The sequence below is a fragment of the Burkholderia sp. D-99 genome, from assembly GCF_011605345.1.
GTDB lineage: Bacteria > Pseudomonadota > Gammaproteobacteria > Burkholderiales > Burkholderiaceae > Burkholderia.
On record NZ_JAAOXM010000001.1, the window covers coordinates 528,714 to 545,907 of the forward strand.

A 17,194-nucleotide genomic window follows, 5' to 3' on the forward strand; every position below is an offset into this window, starting at 1 on the left:
ACATGGAAGCGACCCAGATGACCTTCGGCGACGGTGTCGTCGATTACGCGGTCGACGGCGGCATCGCGACGATCACGATGAACCGCCCCGAGTATCACAACGCGCAGAACTCGAAGATGACGTATGCGCTCGACGCGGCGTTCCGGCGCGCGGCGCACGACGACGCGGTGAAGGCGATCGTGCTCGCGGGCGCCGGCAAGCATTTCTCGGCGGGCCACGATATCGGCACGCCGGGCCGCGACATCCACGAGTCGTTCGAGCGTGCGTCGCTGTGGTACGACCACGTCGACAAGGAAGGCGGCGAATTCCTGTATGCACGCGAGCAGGAGGTGTACCTCGGGATGTGCCGGCGCTGGCGCGACCTGCCGAAGCCGACGATCGCGATGGTGCAGGGCGCATGCGTCGCCGGCGGGCTGATGCTCGCGTGGGTGTGCGACCTGATCGTCGCGTCCGAGGATGCGTTCTTCGCCGATCCGGTCGTGCGGATGGGGATTCCGGGCGTCGAGTATTTCGCGCATGCGTACGAGCTGAATCCGCGCATCGCGAAGGAATTCCTGTTCCTCGGCGAACGGATGCCGGCCGAACGCGCGTACCAGATGGGAATGGTCAACCGCGTGGTGCCGCGCGAACGGCTGCACGACGCGACCTACGCGATCGCCGCGAAGATCGCGACGATGCCGCGCCTCGGGCTCACGCTGACCAAGCAGGCGCTGAACCACGTCGAGGAACTGCAGGGCAAGCGGGCGGCGATGGATGCGGCGTTCGCATGGCATCACTTCGCGCATGCGCACAACGAGCTTGTGAGCGGCGATCGTCTCGGCGGCTACGACGCGCGCAGCATGGCCAGCTCGCAACGCCAGCCGAACGGCGCGGATCGTAGCGACGCGCAAGCACCGGTCGCCGTCAACGGAGCCGCCGCATGACCACGACGCTGCAAAGCCCGCTGCATACGCCGCTGTGCGACCTGCTCGGTTGCCGCTATCCGATCGTGCAGACCGCGATGGGCTGGGTGGCCGACGCGCGGCTCGTCGCGGCGACCGCGAACGCAGGCGGTTTCGGCTTCCTGGCCGGCGCGACGCTCGAGCCGGAGGAGGTCGAGGCCGAGATCCTGAAGGTGAAGTCGCTGACCGACAAGCCGTTCGGCATCAACTTCCACATGTTCCAGAAGAACGCGCAGCAGGTCGTCGAGCTGGCGATCAAGCACAAGGTGCGCGCAGTGAGCTACGGCCGTGGGCCCGATGCGAAGACGATCCGCCGTTTCAAGGACGCCGGCATCGTCTGCATGCCGACGGTCGGCGCGCCGAAGCATGCGGCGAAGGCGGTCGAACTCGGCGCGGACATCGTGACGGTGCAGGGCGCGGAAGGCGGCGGCCACACGGGCTCGGTGCCGACCACGCTGCTGCTGCCGAAGGTGCTCGACGCGGTGCGCGTGCCGGTGGTCGCGGCCGGCGGGTTCTTCGACGGGCGCGGGCTGGCTGCCGCGCTGGCCTACGGTGCGGCCGGTATCGCGATGGGCACGCGCTTCCTGATGAGCGCCGAATCGCCGGTGCCGCGCGAGACGCTCGACCGTTACGTCGCGGTCGGCGACCCGGCACGCATCCGCGTATCGGACGCACTCGACGGGCTACCGCAACGGATGATCGACAACCCGTATCTGCTGAAGCTCGAACGCTTCGGCCCGCTGCGCCGCACGTGGTTCGCGCTGAAAACGGCCGAAGCGTGGCGCCGCCAGAACGGCCTGAGCACGACCGACATGCTCGGCCTCGCGATCAAGGCGCTGCGCTCGCACGACTACACCGCGAGCCAGACGCTGATGGCCGCGAACGCGCCGTTCCTGATCCAGCGCGCGATCGTCGAGGGCCGCCCGGATGAAGGCGTGCTGCCGAGCGGCCAGGCGGCGGCGATGATCGGCGCGATCGAACCGTGCGACGCGCTGATCGCACGGATCGTCGCGGAAGCCTGCGAGCGGCTCGACGCACTGGCCGCGTTGCGCGGCGCGGCAGCGGCGCAGGCCGCATGAACAACATCACAGGGAGGCAATGGAGATGACAGCATCCAATCAACCGGCCGGCGCGATGCCGTTCCGGATCGATCGCGCAGACGGCATCGCCGAACTGGTGATCGCCCATCCGCCCGTGAACGCGCTCGACGCGCAGGGCTGGCACGCGCTCTCGCGCGCGCTCGACGCGCTCGGCAAGGACGACGACGTGCGCGTGATCGTCGTGCGCGGCGAAGGCCGAGGCTTCTGCGCGGGCGTCGACATCAAGGAACTGGCCGCGCATCCGGAGCGGATCGTGTCGGTCAATGCGGGCAACTACGAGACGTTTCGCGCGGTGCACCGCAACCCGAAGCCGGTGATCGCGGCTGTGCACGGCTTCGTGCTCGGCGGCGGGATCGGCATCTGCGGTGCGGCGGACATCGTCGTCGCGGCCGACTGCGCACGCTTCGGCGTGCCCGAGATCGACCGCGGCGCGATGGGCGGCGGTGCGCATCTGCAGCGTCTGTTCGGCGTGCAGAAGGTGCGCGCGATGTACTTCACTGGCGAGATGATCGATGCGGCGGAAGCGTACCGGCTCGGCGCGGTCGAGCAGGTCGTGACGCGCGACACGCTGCGCGACGCGGCGCTCGCGATCGCCCGCAAGATCGCGGAGAAGAGCCCGGCGATGGTGCGGCTCGCGAAGGAGGCGCTGAACGGCGTCGAGGACGGCGATCTCGAGGACAAGTACCGCTGGGAGCAGGGTTTCACGCTGCAGGCGTACATGACGAACGACTCGTCGGAAGCCCGTGCCGCGTTCGTCGAGAAGCGCGACGCGCGTTTCGATGCGCAGGCACCCGCCGAGGAGGCACGCGCATGAACCTGACCTATACGCCGCAGCAACAGGCGTTTCGCGCGGAGATCCGCGCATGGCTCGCCGCGCACGTGCCGCGCGAGCGGCTGCCGAGCTTCGACACCGAGGAAGGCTTCGCCGCGCATCGCGAATGGGAGCGCACGCTGCACTCGGGCCGCTGGAGCATGGTCACGTGGCCGCGCGAACTGGGCGGGCGCGGCTGCGACCTGATCGAGTGGCTGATCTTCGAGGAAGAGTACTGGCGCGCCGACGCGCCGATGCGCGTGAACCAGAACGGCATCTTCCTGCTCGGCCCGACGCTGATGGATTTCGGCACCGCGGAGCAGAAGGCGCGTTTCCTGCCCGCGATGGCGGCCGGCGAGCACGTGTGGGCGCAGGGCTGGTCGGAGCCGAACGCAGGTTCCGACATGGCCGCGATCCGCACGACGGCCGCCCGCATCGGCGACGAATACGTGCTGAACGGCCAGAAGATCTGGTCGACGCGCGCGGTGTGGGCCGACTGGCTGTTCGGCCTGTTCCGCAGCGATCCCGAATCGTCGCGCCACCACGGGCTGACGTTCCTGATGGTGCCGCTGTCCGCGCCGGGCATCACGGTGCGGCCGATCCGCCAACTGAACGGGCAGACCGGCTTCGCGGAAATCTTCTTCGACGACGTGCGCGTGCCGGTCGAGAACCGGCTCGCGGCCGAGGGCGCCGGCTGGCAGGTCGCGATGGCGACGGCCGGTTTCGAGCGCGGGCTGATGCTGCGTTCGCCCGCGCGCTTCCAGCGCACCGCGCAGGCGCTGCGCGACCTGTATCTCGCACACCGCGACAGCGCCGACCGCGACCCGACGCTGCGCGAGCGCGTGGTGCAGGCATGGATGGATGCGCAGGCGTACGCGCTGTCGACCTACGCGACCGCGAGCCGGCTGCTGAAGGGCGGCCATATCGGCGCGGAGTCGAGCACCAACAAGGTGTTCTGGTCGGAACTCGACCTGCGCATGCACCAGACCGCGCTCGACATCCTCGGTGCGCACGGCGAAGTCGTCCCGCAGACGCCCGCGCAACACGCGACGCTCGGCCACTGGCTCGACGGCTTCCTGTTCGCACAGGCCGGCACGATCTACGCGGGCACCAACGAGATCCAGCGCAACATCGTCGCCGAACGGATGCTCGGCATGCCGCGCGCGTAACGGCGCCGGCGCCCCCCTCACTGAACGGACATCGTATGGATTTCGTATTCGATGAAGACCAGGAAGCGCTCGCGGACAGCGTGAAGCGCCTGCTGATGACCGAGATGACGCCCGAGCTGATCCGCGAGCTCTGGGCGACGCCGACCGGGCGCTCGGATGACCTGTGGGCGCTGTTCGCGTCGCAGGGGCTGACCGCCGTGTCGGTGCCCGAGGCGCACGGCGGCCTCGGCCTGAGCGAAGCGGAATGGGCGCTGCTCGCACAGACCTACGGTTACTTCGGCAGCCCCGAACCGCTGCTCGACACGGCGCTCGTGTCGGCCGGCGTGCTCGCGCGGCTGCCGGCGAGCGACTGGCGCGACGCGCTGCTGCGCGACATCGCCGAAGGGCGCGCGCGCGTCGCGCTCGTGCATCCGGTGAACCCGTATGCGGCCGACGTACACGTTGCGCAAGCGCTCCTGTGCGAGCACCGCGGCGAGCTGCATCGCGTCGATCCCGCGCGGTGTGCGTGGCGCGCGGTCGACAGCGTCGACCCGTCGCGGCGGCTGTTCACGCTCGACTGGGAGCCATCGGCGGCCACGCGCATCGCGAGCGCCGACGAAGCCGCGCCGCTGCTGAACCGTGCGCTCGACCACGGCGCGTTCGCGGTCGCCGCACAGCTGCTCGGCCTGACGCAGCGCGTGCTCGACGTCGCGATCGACTACAGCGCGCAGCGCAAGCAGTTCGGCAAGGCGATCGGTTCGTACCAGGCGCTCAAGCACCTGCTTGCCGATGTCGCGATCCGCTACGAGTTCGCGCGGCCGGTGGTCGCGCGCGCCGCGCAGGCGATCGCCGACGATCACCCGCAGCGTGCAGTGTTCGTATCGCACGCGAAGCTCGCGGCGACGTCGGCCGCGCAGCTCGCCGCGCGCCACTCGATGCAGGTGCACGGCGCGATCGGCTACACGTGGGAGCTCGACCTGCAGATCTTCATGAAGCGCATCTGGGCGCTTTCCGGCAGCTGGGGCGACAGCGCGTTCCACAAGGCCCGCGTGGCAGACGCGATCCTCGGCGACGCGTTGCCGATCGGCCCCGCGCAGACCTTCGACCTCGAGGAAACGAACTGATGAAACAAGCCTATATCGTTGACGCGCTGCGCACGCCGACCGGCCGCCGCAAGGGCGGGCTCGCGCACGTGCATGCGGCGGACCTCGGCGGCTTCGTGCTGAAGACGCTCGTCGAACGCAATGCGATTCCGGCGGACGACTACGACGACGTGGTGTTCGGCTGCGTTGACACGATCGGCCCGCTCGCGGGCAACATCGCACGCACCTGCTGGCTCGCGGCCGGGTTGCCGCTGCAGGTGCCGGGCGTGACGGTCGACCGCCAGTGCGGGTCGTCGCAGCAGGCCGTGCACTTCGCGGCGCAGGCCGTGATGAGCGGCGTGCAGGACGTGGTGGTCGCCGGCGGCGTGCAAACGATGACGCAGATCCCGATTTCGTCCGCGATGACGTGCGCGGCGCCGCTCGGCTTCACTGATCCGTTCTCGGGCAGCACCGGCTGGCGCGCGCGCTTCGGCGATGCGCCGGTGTCGCAGTTCGTCGCCGCGCAGCGGATCGCCGATCACTGGAACCTGTCGCGCGATGCGATGGAGCGCTATGCGCTCGAAAGCCACCGCCGTGCGGTCGCGGCGATCGAGGCCGGCCATTTCAAGCGGGAAATCGTGCCGTTCGAGGGCGTGATGCACGACGAGACGCCGCGCCCCGACACGTCGTTGGAAAAGATGGCGACGCTCGAGCCGCTTACGCCGGGCGGCTCGCTGACGGCCGCCGTCGCGAGCCAGACCTGCGACGCGGCTGCCGCATTGCTGATCGTGTCCGAGGACGCGCTGAAGCGCTACGGCCTCACGCCGCGGGCGCGCATTCACCACCTGAGCGTGCTCGGCGACGATCCGCTGTGGATGCTGACCGCGCCGATCCCGGCGACCAAGGCCGCGTTGAAGAAGAGCGGGCTCGACTGGTCGCAGATCGACGTCGTCGAGATGAACGAAGCGTTCGCGTCGGTCGCCCAGGCGTGGCTGGCGGACACGCGGTTTCCGCACGAAAAGACCAACCCGAACGGCGGCGGCATCGCGCTCGGCCATCCGCTCGGCGCGACCGGTGCGCGGCTGATGACGACGCTGTTGCACGAGCTGGAGCGCACGGGCGGTCGTTACGGATTGCAGACGATGTGCGAAGGCGGTGGCCTCGCGAACGTCACGATCATCGAGCGCCTGTGAGCGCGTCACTTTCACGAACTCACGATCCAAGAGGCACCAGCATGGGAATCTGTAACGGACGCAACGTCATCATCACCGGCGCGGGCGGCGGGCTCGGGCGCGAATACGCACTCGCGTTCGCGGCCGAGGGCGCGGCGGTCGTCGTCAACGACATCCGGCACGACGCGGCGCAGACAGTCGTCGACGAGATCGCACGGCGCGGCGGCCGCGCGCTCGCGAATTCCGACGACATCACGCAGACCGACACCGCGCAGCGGATCGTCGACGCGGCACGCGAAGCGTTCGGCGACGTGCACGTGCTTGTCAACAACGCGGGCATCTGCCGCGACAAGATGTTCACGAGCATGACCGAGCAGGACTGGGACGACGTGATGCGCGTGCACCTGCGCGGCCACTTCTGCCTGTCGAGCGTGCTGGCGCGCGTATGGCGCGATGCGGCGAAAGCGGGCCACGCGGTCGATGCGCGAATCGTCAATACGAGTTCCGGCGCCGGGCTCCAAGGCTCGATCGGCCAGTCGAACTACGGCGCTGCGAAAGCGGGCATCGCCGCGCTCACGCTGATGCAGGCGGCCGAGCTGCAGCGCTACGGCGTGCGCGTGAACGCGCTCGCGCCGGCCGCGCGCACGTCGATGACCGAAGGCGTGTTCGCCGACATGATGAAGAAGCCCGAAGACGGCGGCTTCGATTATTTCGATCCGGCCAACGTCGCGCCGCTCGTCGTGTGGCTCGGCAGCACGTTGTCGGTTGACGTGACGGGCCAGGTGTTCGAGGTCGCGGGCGGGATGATCGCGGTCGCGGAAGGCTGGCGCACGGGCCCGAGCGTCGACCGCGGCGCGCGCTGGGCGACCGCCGAGGTGGGCGCGGCAGTCGCGCAGCTGCTCGCCGATGCGCGGCCCGCGCAGCGCGTGTACGGGAGCTGAGCATGGATCTGGCGCTCACCGACGAACAGGCGATGATCCGCGACGCGGCGGCCGATGTGCTCGCCGAACGCAGCGCGTCCGCCGACGTGCGCCGCGCGATCGAGCAGTCCGCGGGCCGCGACGATGCGCTGTGGGCCACGCTCGCGGGCGAGCTCGGCTGGAACGCGCTCGCGCTGCCGGAGGCGGCGGGCGGGCTCGGCCTCGGCGCGGTCGAACAGACGGTGTTGATGGAACAGCTCGGCCGGCGCGTCGCGTGCGTGCCGTATTTTTCGACAGCGTGCCTCGCGGCGACCGCGCTCGCCGGCTGCGACACGCCTTCGGCGACCGCGCTCGCCGGCTGCGACACGCCTTCGGCGACCGGCTGGCTCGCGAAGATCGCCGAAGGCGCGTGCAGCGCGACGCTGGCCCTGCCGTTCGACTGGCCGTTCGGCGAGCCGGGTGGCACACGGGGCGGCCGGCCATATGGCGGGCCGGGCGCCGATGCGTTCGGCGCATCTTTCGGCGACTCGTTCGACGCCCCGGCCGGGGCGCGAGCGCTTCCGTTCATCGCGGAAGAAACCGCGGCCGGCTTCGCGTTGTCCGGCGTCACAGCACAAGTGCTCGACGGCGCACGCGCCGACCTGCTGCTGGTTCCGGCGCGGATCGCGAACGAAGGGCAGTCGGTCGGCCTGTTCGCGATCGACATGACCGCCGGCGCAGCCGGCGTGGCGGTGACACCGCTCGATACGCTCGACGCGACGCGGCCGCTCGCGCGGATTGCGCTCGACGACGTGCGCGTGAGCCGCGACGCGCTGATCGCGGGCCGCGACGCCACGGCGATCCTCGAACGTGCCGCCTGGTTCGCCGCGCTCGCGCTGGCCGCCGAACAGCTCGGCGGTGCGCAGCAATGTCTCGACCTGACGCTCGACTACACGAGCGAGCGCGTGCAGTTCGGCCGCGCGATCGCGTCGTTCCAGGCCGTCAAGCATCGCTGCGCGCAGATGATGGTGCTGATCGAATCCGCGCGCTCGGCCGTGCTCGGCGCGGCGCACGCATGGGATGCGGAAGCGGGCGGTGCGACGCCCGGTGCCGCGCTGCGTGCCGACATTGCCGCCGCGAAAGCCGCCGCGAACGACGCGTATGCGTTCTGCGCACAGGAAGCGATCCAGTTGCACGGCGGCGTCGGCTTTACGTGGGAATACGACCCGCATCTCTACTTCAAGCGCGCGCAGGCATCGGGTGCGCAGTTCGGCAGCACGCCGCAACTGCTCGAATGGATCGCGTCCCATGCGATCGACGGCGGCGCATCGCAGCGCGACGACGCGCTCGCGACGCAGCCCCTTTCTCTGGCAGCGCGCCCATCCGCCGCACGCGCAGGAGCCCTTCAATGAACAGCGAAACGCGTGAACAGCAATTGCGGCACGAAGTGGCCGACTGGGTGCGCTCGCACCTGAGCGGCGACTTCGCGTGCCTGAAATACCGCGGCGGCCCCGGCGACGAGGAAGCGTGGCCCGAGCTGCGCAAGGCGTGGGAACGGGAAATGGCGCAGGGCGGCTGGACCGGGCTCGGCTGGCCGACCGCCGCCGGCGGACGCGGCTTCTCGGTCGCCGAACAGGTGATCTTCCACGAGGAATACGCACGCGCGGGCGGCCCCGGGCGGATGGGCCACATCGGCGAAGGGCTGCTCGGGCCGACGCTCGTCGCGTGCGGCACCGACGACCAGCGCGCGCGTTTCCTGCCCGGCATCCTGGCGGGCACGCAGTTCTGGTGCCAGGGCTATTCGGAGCCGGGCGCGGGTTCCGACCTGGCCAACGTGCGTACGCGTGCCGAACCGGACGTGGACGGCACGTGGCGCGTCTACGGCCAGAAGGTCTGGACGTCGCTCGCACACGATTCCGACTGGATCTTCGTGCTTGCGCGCACCGATCCCGAATCGAAGGGCAACAAGGGGCTGTCGTTCCTGCTGATGCCGCTCGACCAGCCGGGCATCGAGATCCGGCCGATCAAGCAGCTCAACGGCGGTGCCGAATTCAACGAAGTGTTCTTCGACGGCGCGCGTGCCGATGCGCGCGACCTCGTCGGCGCGCCCGGCGACGGCTGGCGGATCGCGATGACGTTGCTCGGCTTCGAACGCGGGATGTCGACGCTCGGCCAGCAGATGCAGTTCGTCCGCGAACTCGAATGGGTGATCGACGCCGCGCGCGAATCGGGCGCGGACCGCGACCCCGTGCTGCGCCAGCGGATCGGCCGGGCGTGGGCCGGGCTGCGCGTGATGCGCTACAACGCGCTGCGGATGCTGTCCGGCGCGGACGACGCCGATGGCGGGGCCACCGCGCCGCTGCGCCGCGAGGCGCTGATCTACAAGTATTTCTGGTCGAACTGGCACCGCGACCTCGGTCAGCTCGCGATGGACGCGCTTGGGTCTCGCGCGAACGTGATCGATCCGGTCGACGAAAGGCTCACCCATCTGCAGCGCGTATTCCTGTTCTCCCGTGCGGACACGATCTACGCCGGCACCAACGAAATCCAGCTCAACATCATGGCCGAGCGCGGGCTCGGCATGCCCAGAGAACCACGAGGCAAAGCATGACCGAACCCCAGATCCAGAAAGCGCCGGCGTACGTGCCGGGCCACCAGCTGCTCGCCGGCAAATCGGTGCTGATCACGGCCGCCGCCGGCGCCGGCATCGGCTTCGCGGCCGCGCGCCGTTGCGCGGAAGAAGGCTGCCGCGCGCTGTTCATCTCCGACATCCACGAAAAGCGCCTCGAACAGGCCGTCGAGACGCTGCGCGCCGAAACGGGGCTGCAACAGGTCTACGGCCGCCTGTGCAACGTCGCGGTCGAGGCCGACGTGCAGGCGCTCGTCGCCGAAGCCCAGGACAAGCTCGACGGCGTCGACGTGCTGATCAACAACGCGGGGCTCGGCGGATCCACCCGCATCGTCGATATGGACGATGCCGAATGGTCGCGCGTGATCGACATTAGCCTCACCGGGACGTTCCGGATGACGCGCGCGATGCTGCCGCACATGCAGGCCCGAGGCCGCGGCGCGATCGTCAACAACGCATCGGTGCTCGGCTGGCGCGCACAGGCGGAACAGGCGCACTACGCGGCCGCGAAGGCGGGCGTGATGGCGCTCACGCGCTGCGCGGCGCTCGAGGCGTCGCCGTACGGCGTGCGCATCAACGCGGTCGCACCGAGCATCGCGATGCACGATTTTCTGAAGAAGTCGGCTCCGGCCGACCTGCTGAATCAACTGGCGTCGCGCGAAGCCTTCGGGCGCGCCGCCGAAGTCTGGGAGGTCGCGAACGTGATGGTGTTTCTTGCAAGCGATTACGCGTCGTACATGACGGGCGAAGTGCTGTCGGTCAGCAGCCAGCACGCATGATGAGCACGACCCTCGACCCCGTGCGCGCGGCGCCTCGCGTGTTCGCGCATCCCGGCGAACTCGCGGCGGCTGTCGGCGACACGCTCGGCGGGAGCGCCTGGCTCGCGATCGACCAGATCCGCATCGACGGCTTCGCCGACGCGACGGGCGACCACCAGTGGGTCCATGTCGACCCGGTGCGCGCGAAGGACGGCCCGTTCGGCGCGTGCATCGCGCACGGCTACCTGACGCTGTCGCTCGTCAATCATTTCCTGCCGCAGATCGTGCGCATCGACGGCGCGCGGCTCGGCGTCAACTATGGCTGCGACAGGATCCGGTTCCCCGCGCCGGTGAAGGTCGGCGCGCGCGTGCGCGGCGTCGGCGAGCTGTTGCGCGTCGAGCCGCTCGAAGGCGGCGTGCAGGCGTGGATACGCGTGACCGTCGAGATCGACGGCGGGGCCAAGCCCGGCTGTGTGGCCGACACGATAAGCCGCTACTACTTTTAGTTCGAGATTCAGAGAGGCAGCACATGGAAGACGCAGTCATCGTTTCCGTCGCCCGCACGCCGATCGGCAAGGCGTTTCGCGGCATGTTCAACGACACCGAGGCACCTGCGCTGGGCGGCCACGTCGTGCGCACCGCGCTCGAACGCGCGGGCGTCGCGCCGGCCGACGTCGACGACGTGCTGATCGGCTGCGCCGCGCAGCAGGGCACGCAGGGCTACAACATCGGCCGCCTGTCGGCCGCGGCGGCCGGGCTGCCGGCCTCGGTGCCCGGCATGGCGATCGACCGCATGTGCTCGTCGGGCCTGATGTCGATCGCGAGCGCCGCGCGCAGCATCGGCGCGGGCGATGCGCGGATCGTCGTCGCGGGCGGCGTCGAGTCGATCTCGCTCACGCAGAACAAGCACAAGAACGCGTATCGCGCGCGTTCGCAGGCCGTGCTCGACCACCAGCCGGCCGCCTACATGGCGATGATGGAAACGGCCGAAATCGTGTCGCGCCGCTACGGGATCTCGCGTGCGGCGCAGGACGAATTCGCGCTGCAGAGCCACCAGCGCACCGCAGACGCGCAGGCGGCCGGCCGCTTCGATGCGGAAATCGCGCCGCTCGACGTGCGGCGCGCGCTGTTCGACAAGGAAGGCAACCCGGCCGGTCACGAGGACGTGAACGCGGCGCGCGACGAAGGCGTGCGCGCCGATACGACGGCCGAACGGCTCGCGGGGCTGAAGCCGTCGTGGAGCGGCGGCAAGGTCGTCGAGCAAGGCGAGTTCGTGACGGCCGGCAATGCGTCGCAGCTGTCGGACGGCGCGGCGGCCGTGGTCGTGATGTCGCGCAGCGAGGCGGTACGCCGCGGGCTGACGCCGCTCGGCGTGTTCCGCGGCCTCGCGGTGGCCGGCTGCGAGCCGGACGAGATGGGCATCGGCCCGGTGTTCGCGATTCCGAAGCTGCTGGCGCGCTTCGGCATGACCGTCGGCGACATCGGGCTGTGGGAGCTGAACGAGGCGTTCGCGTGCCAGGCGCTGTACTGCCGCGACATGCTTGGCATTCCCGACGAGCGGCTGAACGTCGATGGCGGCGCGATCGCGCTCGGCCATCCGTTCGGGATGTCGGGTACGCGGATGACGATGCACGCGCTGCTAGAAGGCGCGCGTCGCGGCGTGCGGCACGCGGTCGTGACGATGTGCATCGGCGGCGGGATGGGTGCCGCCGCGCTGTTCGAAGTCGGCGCTTAGCGGTACGCGGACAGGCCGCACCGCACATGCGGCCAACCAGTCAGGAACATTCGAGGCCGCGGCCATGACCGGCGGCCCGGAGACTTGCAGGCGACGGTTGTCGGCGCGCACGCGCAAACGGCCATCGAACGCAGAAACAGGAGACAAGCATGAAACGAACCTTGCCCGGACTCGCGATGTCGGCGCTCGTGCTCGGCGCCGCGCTGTTCGCGTTTTCGCCGCGCCCGCTGCCGGCGTTCCCGGTCACCGCGATCCATGCGGACCGGCTGCAGATCAACGGGCTCGCCCGGGCCGGCGCGCGCATCGTCGCGGTCGGCGAACGCGGCGTGATCCTGCTGAGCGACGACGCGGGCGCGCACTGGCGGCCGACAACGGTCACACCCGACCAGGCATCGACGCTCACGCAGGTGCGCTTCATCACGCCGACGCTCGGGATCGCGGTCGGCCACGACGGGCGGATCGTCCGCAGCGACGACGCCGGCATGCACTGGCGTGAAGTGCACATGGACCATGAGCATTCCGATCCGCTGCTGTCCGTATGGGGCACGGCGGACGGCCCGCTGTTCGCGGCCGGCAGCTTCGGCCAGTTGCTGCGCTCGGATGACGCGGGCCTGAACTGGCAGACCGTGAAGACGCCGGCCGGCGACCGTCACCTGAACGCGATCGTCGGCGACGGTCACGGCAACCTGCTGGTCGCGGGCGAAAGCGGCACGCTCCTGCGCTCGACCGACAACGGCGCCACGTGGGACAAGCTGCCGTCGCCGTACGCCGGTTCGCTGTTCGGCGCGCTGATGCTCGCCAACGGCGACTGGGTCGCGTACGGGATGCGCGGCAACGTGGTGCGCAGCACCGATCGCGGCGCGACCTGGACGCATGTCGACAGCCACGTGCCGGTGTCGTATTTCGGCGCGACCCAGCTCACTGACGGCGAACTCGTGCTGGTCGGCCAGGGCGGCGCGATCGTCGCGTCGCGCGACGGCGGGCTGACCTTCGACGTGCGCAAGCTCGGCGGCGTGCAGAGTCTCGCGGCCGTGCTCGACATGGGCCACGGTGCGCTGCTGCTCGGCGGCGAGGCCGGCGTCGCGCCGCTCGCCGCGTCGCCGTCCTGATGCACGGCCGCGGCGGCTTTCACGGCCGCCGGCATCCGTCCGTCACGCTGCACCCATCCGCATCGTCAGCATCGTCCGTATCGTCAGCACCGACACGAGAAACCCATGAACGACCTGTCACGTCCCCCTGAAGCCGCCCCCGCGTCGCGTCTCGCCGCGTTCGTCGAGCGCTGCGCCAACACGATCATTCGCCAGCGCAAGCTGCTGATGCTGCTGTGCGTCGCGGTGACGCTCGCGCTCGGCTTGTCGGCCACGCGCCTGAAGCTCGATCCGGGCTTCAACAAGATGATCCCGATGCAGCACCCGTACATGCAGGTGTTCGAGCGCTATGCGGGTGCGTTCCCCGGCGCGAACACGATCCTCGTGAGCCTGCGCTGGAAGGGCGACGGCGACATCTACAACCAGACGTTCATGGACGCGCTGCGCCATGCGACCGACGACGTGTTCTTCATCCCCGGCGTGAACCGCTCGCGCGTGTTCTCGCTGTTCACGCCGAACGTCCACTACACCGAGGTGACCGAGGCCGGCTTTCGCGGCGACGTGGTCGTGCCCGGCCAGTTCTCGAGCGCGAACCCGGACGATCTCGCGAAGGTGCGCCGCAACGTCGCGCGTTCCGGGCAGATCGGCCGTCTCGTCGGCAACGACCTGAAGTCAGCATTGATCCGCGCGGAACTGCGCGAGACCGACCCGGCCACCGGCAAGCGGCTCGACTACAGCGCGGTCGCGCGCCAGCTCGAGGAGATTCGCGCGAAGTACGCGAAGCAGGGCATCGACGTGAACATCATCGGCTTCGCGAAGCTGGTCGGCGACGTCGAGAACGGCATCTCGGGCGTGATGGCGTTCTTCGCGCTCGCGTTCCTCGTGACGGCCGCGCTGCTGTTCGCCTACACGCGCTCGCTGAAGACCACCGTGCTCGCGCTCGTCGTCGCGCTGCTGCCGGTCGTGTGGCTGCTCGGCGCGCTGCCGCTGCTCGGGCTCGGCATCGACCCGATGTCGATCCTCGTGCCGTTCCTGATTTTCTCGATCGGCGTGTCGCATGCGGTGCAGATGACCAACGCGTGGAAGCAGGCGCTGGTGCGCGGCGCGTCGTCGGTCGACGCCGCGCGCGACGCGTTCCGCAAGCTGTTCGTGCCGGGCACGGTCGCGCTGCTGACCAACGCGCTCGGCTTCATGGTGATCATGCGGATCAGGATCGACATCGTGCGTGAGCTCGGCATCACCGCGTGCCTCGGCGTACTGCTGATGATCGTGACGAACAAGGTATTCCTGCCGATCCTGCTGTCGTACACGCGCCTCGAACGCGGCACGCTGGCGCGCGCGCAGCGCACGGCGGCGGCCGGCGGCAGCCGGATGTGGTCGCGCTTCGCGGTGTTCGCGCGGCCCGCGCCGGCGCTCGGCGTGTTTGCGGTGGCGCTCGCGTTGCTCGCGTACGGCACGCTCGAATCGCGCAAGCTGGAGATCGGCGACATCGGCACCGGCGCGCCGGAGCTGCGCGCGAACTCGCGCTACAACATCGACAACGCAGCGATCACGCACCAGTACAACATCGGCGTGGACGTGCTGTCGGTGATCGTCGAGACGACCGGCTTCGACGACGCGTGCCTGCATTACCCGGTGATGAGCGCGATCGAGAAGTTCGAGATGGCCATGCGTGGCGTGGCCGGCGTGCAGTCGGTGACGAGCGTGTCGTCGCAGGGCAAGGTGTTCATCGCCGCGTTCAACGAGGGCAATCCGCGCTGGGCGGCGCTGCCGCGCTCCAGCGACGGGCTTACGCAAGGTTCCAACGCGTTCGACCCCGACAACGGGATGAACACCGCGAACTGCAAGGCGATCCAGGTGCTGATCTACACGAAGAACCACGAAGGCACGACCATCGCGCACATCGTCGACGAGATCAAGCGCTTCGCCGCCGAGAACCCGACGCCGAACGTCGCGTTCCGGCTCGCGGGCGGCAACGTCGGCGTGATGGCCGCGACCAACGAGGCCGTCGGCGACGCGGAGATCGCGATGCTGCTGTCGATCTTCGGCGCGATCGCGCTGCTCTGCGCGGTCACGTTCCGCTCGTGGCGCGCGGTGCTGTGCATCATCGTGCCGCTCACGCTCGTGTCGATCCTGTGCAATGCGGTGATGGCGCGTCTCGGCATCGGGCTGAAGGTCGCGACGCTGCCGGTGATCACGCTCGGCGTGGGCGTGGGCGTCGATTACGGGATCTACCTGTACGAGCGCCTGCAGCACGACATCCGCCACGGCGCGACGCTGCCGGACGCATTCGCCGACGCGATGCGCCAGCGCGGCACGGCGGCGCTGTTCACGGCTGTCACGATGTTCATCGGCGTCGGCACGTGGGCATTCTCCGCGCTGAAGTTCCAGGTCGACATGGGCGTGCTGCTCGCGTTCATGTTCCTCGTGAACCTGTTCGGCGCGGTGTTCCTGCTGCCCGCGCTCGCCGCGTGGCTCGGCGTCGAGCGTGCCGAGCGCCGTGTGCAGCAGGCGCACGCGCAGCCGTCGCCGGCGACCCCGGCAACGCTGAAGCCGTCGCCCGCGCTCGAACCCGGCAACCCGATGCGCTGAACGGCGCGCCCCATTTCCCCCGCGCGCGGCCGGCCGCCGCGCGCTCTCCACCAGAGGAGTCAACCCACATGTCCGCACGCCCCTACAAGATCGAAGCCCAGCCGCTCGCGCAGCGCTATGCGCGCGGCTGGCACTGCCTCGGGCTCGCCCGCGACTACAAGGACGGCAAGCCGCACACGCTGAACGTCTTCGGCCGCAAGCTCGCCGCGTTCGCCGATTCGACCGGCAAGGTCAACGTCGTCGACGCGTATTGCCCGCACATGGGCGCCGACCTGAGCCTCGGCACGGTGCAGGGCGACAACCTCGTGTGCCCGTTCCACGGCTGGGCGTGGAGCGGCGAAGGGCAGTGCGCATCGATTCCTTACTGCAAGCGCATTCCGCCGAAGGCACGCATCGGCGCATGGCCGACCTGCGAGGAAAACAACCTGCTGTTCGTGTGGAACGACCCGGAAGGCAACGCACCGCCACCCGACGTCGCGATTCCGCGCCTCGACGTGTGCTTCTCCGACGAATGGTCGGACTGGGTCGTCGACAAGATGGTGATCCAGGCCAACTGCCGCGAGCTGGTCGACAACATCTCGGACGTCGCGCACTTCGCGACCGTGCACCGCGCGCCGATCGACTATTTCGCGAACCTGTTCGAGGACCACAAGGCGACGCAGCTGATGGTCGGCCGCAGCGAGAAGCTCGGCGGCGACGCCCTGACCGCGCTGTCGACGTATTTCGGGCCGGCCGTGCACATCACGCAGATGACGGGGCAGAGCGGCGGCCAGCCGATCCACTCGGTGCTGCTGAACTGCCACGTGCCGATCGACATGAACAGCTTCGAGCTGCGCTACGGCGTGATCGTGAAGAAGGTGGCCGGGCTGTCCGACGAGCAGAACCTGGAGATCGCGAACGCGTACGTGAAGGAAGCGCAACGCGCGTTCTACGAGGACGTCGACATCTGGCACAGCAAGACGCGGATCGACAACCCGCTGCTGTGCGAAGGCGACGGGCCGCTGTACCAGATGCGCGACTGGTATTCGCAGTTCTACCTGGACGTGGCCGACGTGCGGCCGACGAGCGTCGCGCGTAAGGCATTCGAAATGCGGATTCGCGAAGGCGACGCGCCGCCGGCGCTGCATCACGTGTTCGAGCCGCAGTAAAAACCGGTGGGCCGGCCAAAAAAAGGGGCGTATCGAAATTCACCTCATCGGCCGGCAACACCCGCTGCATAAGGCGCACGGGGCGGGCGTG

At 69.4% G+C, this 17,194-nt stretch carries 15 protein-coding genes; all 15 read left to right on the forward strand.

Features of this window, described 5'->3' with window-relative positions:
- Window positions 1-2 precede the first annotated feature (2 nt).
- The 15 genes from HAV18_RS02320 to HAV18_RS02390 all read left to right on the forward strand — a co-directional run bounded on the left by HAV18_RS02320 (window position 3) and on the right by HAV18_RS02390 (window position 17,103).
- Complete coding sequence (locus HAV18_RS02320; RefSeq protein ID WP_166952179.1) at window positions 3-923, forward strand: enoyl-CoA hydratase; 921 nt, start codon at window positions 3-5, stop codon at window positions 921-923.
- Window positions 920-2,020, forward strand: coding sequence for a nitronate monooxygenase family protein (locus HAV18_RS02325; protein WP_166952182.1), 1,101 nt, complete (start codon window positions 920-922; stop codon window positions 2,018-2,020). Before HAV18_RS02320 ends, HAV18_RS02325 begins: the two co-directional genes overlap by 4 nt.
- A gap of 19 nt (window positions 2,021-2,039) precedes the next feature.
- On the forward strand, window positions 2,040-2,855 hold the full coding sequence (locus tag HAV18_RS02330; protein ID WP_166952185.1) for an enoyl-CoA hydratase family protein: 816 nt from the start codon (window positions 2,040-2,042) through the stop codon (window positions 2,853-2,855).
- Window positions 2,852-4,021, forward strand: coding sequence for an acyl-CoA dehydrogenase family protein (locus HAV18_RS02335; protein WP_166952188.1), 1,170 nt, complete (start codon window positions 2,852-2,854; stop codon window positions 4,019-4,021). Before HAV18_RS02330 ends, HAV18_RS02335 begins: the two co-directional genes overlap by 4 nt.
- A gap of 35 nt (window positions 4,022-4,056) precedes the next feature.
- The gene (locus tag HAV18_RS02340; RefSeq protein ID WP_166952193.1) at window positions 4,057-5,124 is read left to right on the forward strand and encodes an acyl-CoA dehydrogenase family protein; all 1,068 of its coding nucleotides are present in this window, start codon (window positions 4,057-4,059) and stop codon (window positions 5,122-5,124) included.
- Window positions 5,124-6,275 (forward strand): acetyl-CoA C-acetyltransferase, encoded by a 1,152-nt coding sequence (locus tag HAV18_RS02345; RefSeq protein WP_166952196.1) that lies wholly within the window; start codon window positions 5,124-5,126, stop codon window positions 6,273-6,275. The genes HAV18_RS02340 and HAV18_RS02345 overlap by 1 nt, the downstream gene beginning before the upstream one ends.
- Before the next feature lie 41 nt (window positions 6,276-6,316).
- Window positions 6,317-7,195, forward strand: a complete 879-nt coding sequence (locus HAV18_RS02350) for an SDR family oxidoreductase (RefSeq protein ID WP_166952199.1) — start codon at window positions 6,317-6,319, stop codon at window positions 7,193-7,195.
- Between the two features lie 2 nt (window positions 7,196-7,197).
- The gene (locus tag HAV18_RS02355) at window positions 7,198-8,565 is read left to right on the forward strand and encodes an acyl-CoA dehydrogenase family protein (RefSeq protein WP_166952202.1); all 1,368 of its coding nucleotides are present in this window, start codon (window positions 7,198-7,200) and stop codon (window positions 8,563-8,565) included.
- Entirely contained in the window at window positions 8,562-9,764 is a 1,203-nt protein-coding gene (locus tag HAV18_RS02360) for an acyl-CoA dehydrogenase family protein (RefSeq protein WP_166952205.1), read from the forward strand. Before HAV18_RS02355 ends, HAV18_RS02360 begins: the two co-directional genes overlap by 4 nt.
- Entirely contained in the window at window positions 9,761-10,561 is an 801-nt protein-coding gene (locus HAV18_RS02365; RefSeq protein ID WP_089447760.1) for an SDR family oxidoreductase, read from the forward strand. Before HAV18_RS02360 ends, HAV18_RS02365 begins: the two co-directional genes overlap by 4 nt.
- Window positions 10,561-11,046 carry a MaoC family dehydratase gene (locus HAV18_RS02370; RefSeq protein ID WP_166954095.1) on the forward strand — a complete coding sequence of 162 codons (486 nt, stop codon included), beginning with the start codon at window positions 10,561-10,563 and terminating at the stop codon, window positions 11,044-11,046. The genes HAV18_RS02365 and HAV18_RS02370 overlap by 1 nt, the downstream gene beginning before the upstream one ends.
- A 23-nt stretch (window positions 11,047-11,069) precedes the next feature.
- Window positions 11,070-12,275: an acetyl-CoA C-acyltransferase gene (locus tag HAV18_RS02375; protein WP_166952207.1), complete on the forward strand. Its 1,206-nt coding sequence runs from the start codon at window positions 11,070-11,072 to the stop codon at window positions 12,273-12,275.
- Window positions 12,276-12,424: 149 nt separating this feature from the next.
- Entirely contained in the window at window positions 12,425-13,384 is a 960-nt protein-coding gene (locus HAV18_RS02380; protein ID WP_166952210.1) for a YCF48-related protein, read from the forward strand.
- 105 nt (window positions 13,385-13,489) lie between these two features.
- Window positions 13,490-15,955, forward strand: coding sequence for an RND family transporter (locus HAV18_RS02385; protein ID WP_166952213.1), 2,466 nt, complete (start codon window positions 13,490-13,492; stop codon window positions 15,953-15,955).
- A 68-nt stretch (window positions 15,956-16,023) separates the two neighbouring features.
- Complete coding sequence (locus HAV18_RS02390; RefSeq protein ID WP_166952216.1) at window positions 16,024-17,103, forward strand: Rieske 2Fe-2S domain-containing protein; 1,080 nt, start codon at window positions 16,024-16,026, stop codon at window positions 17,101-17,103.
- Window positions 17,104-17,194: the final 91 nt, after the last annotated feature.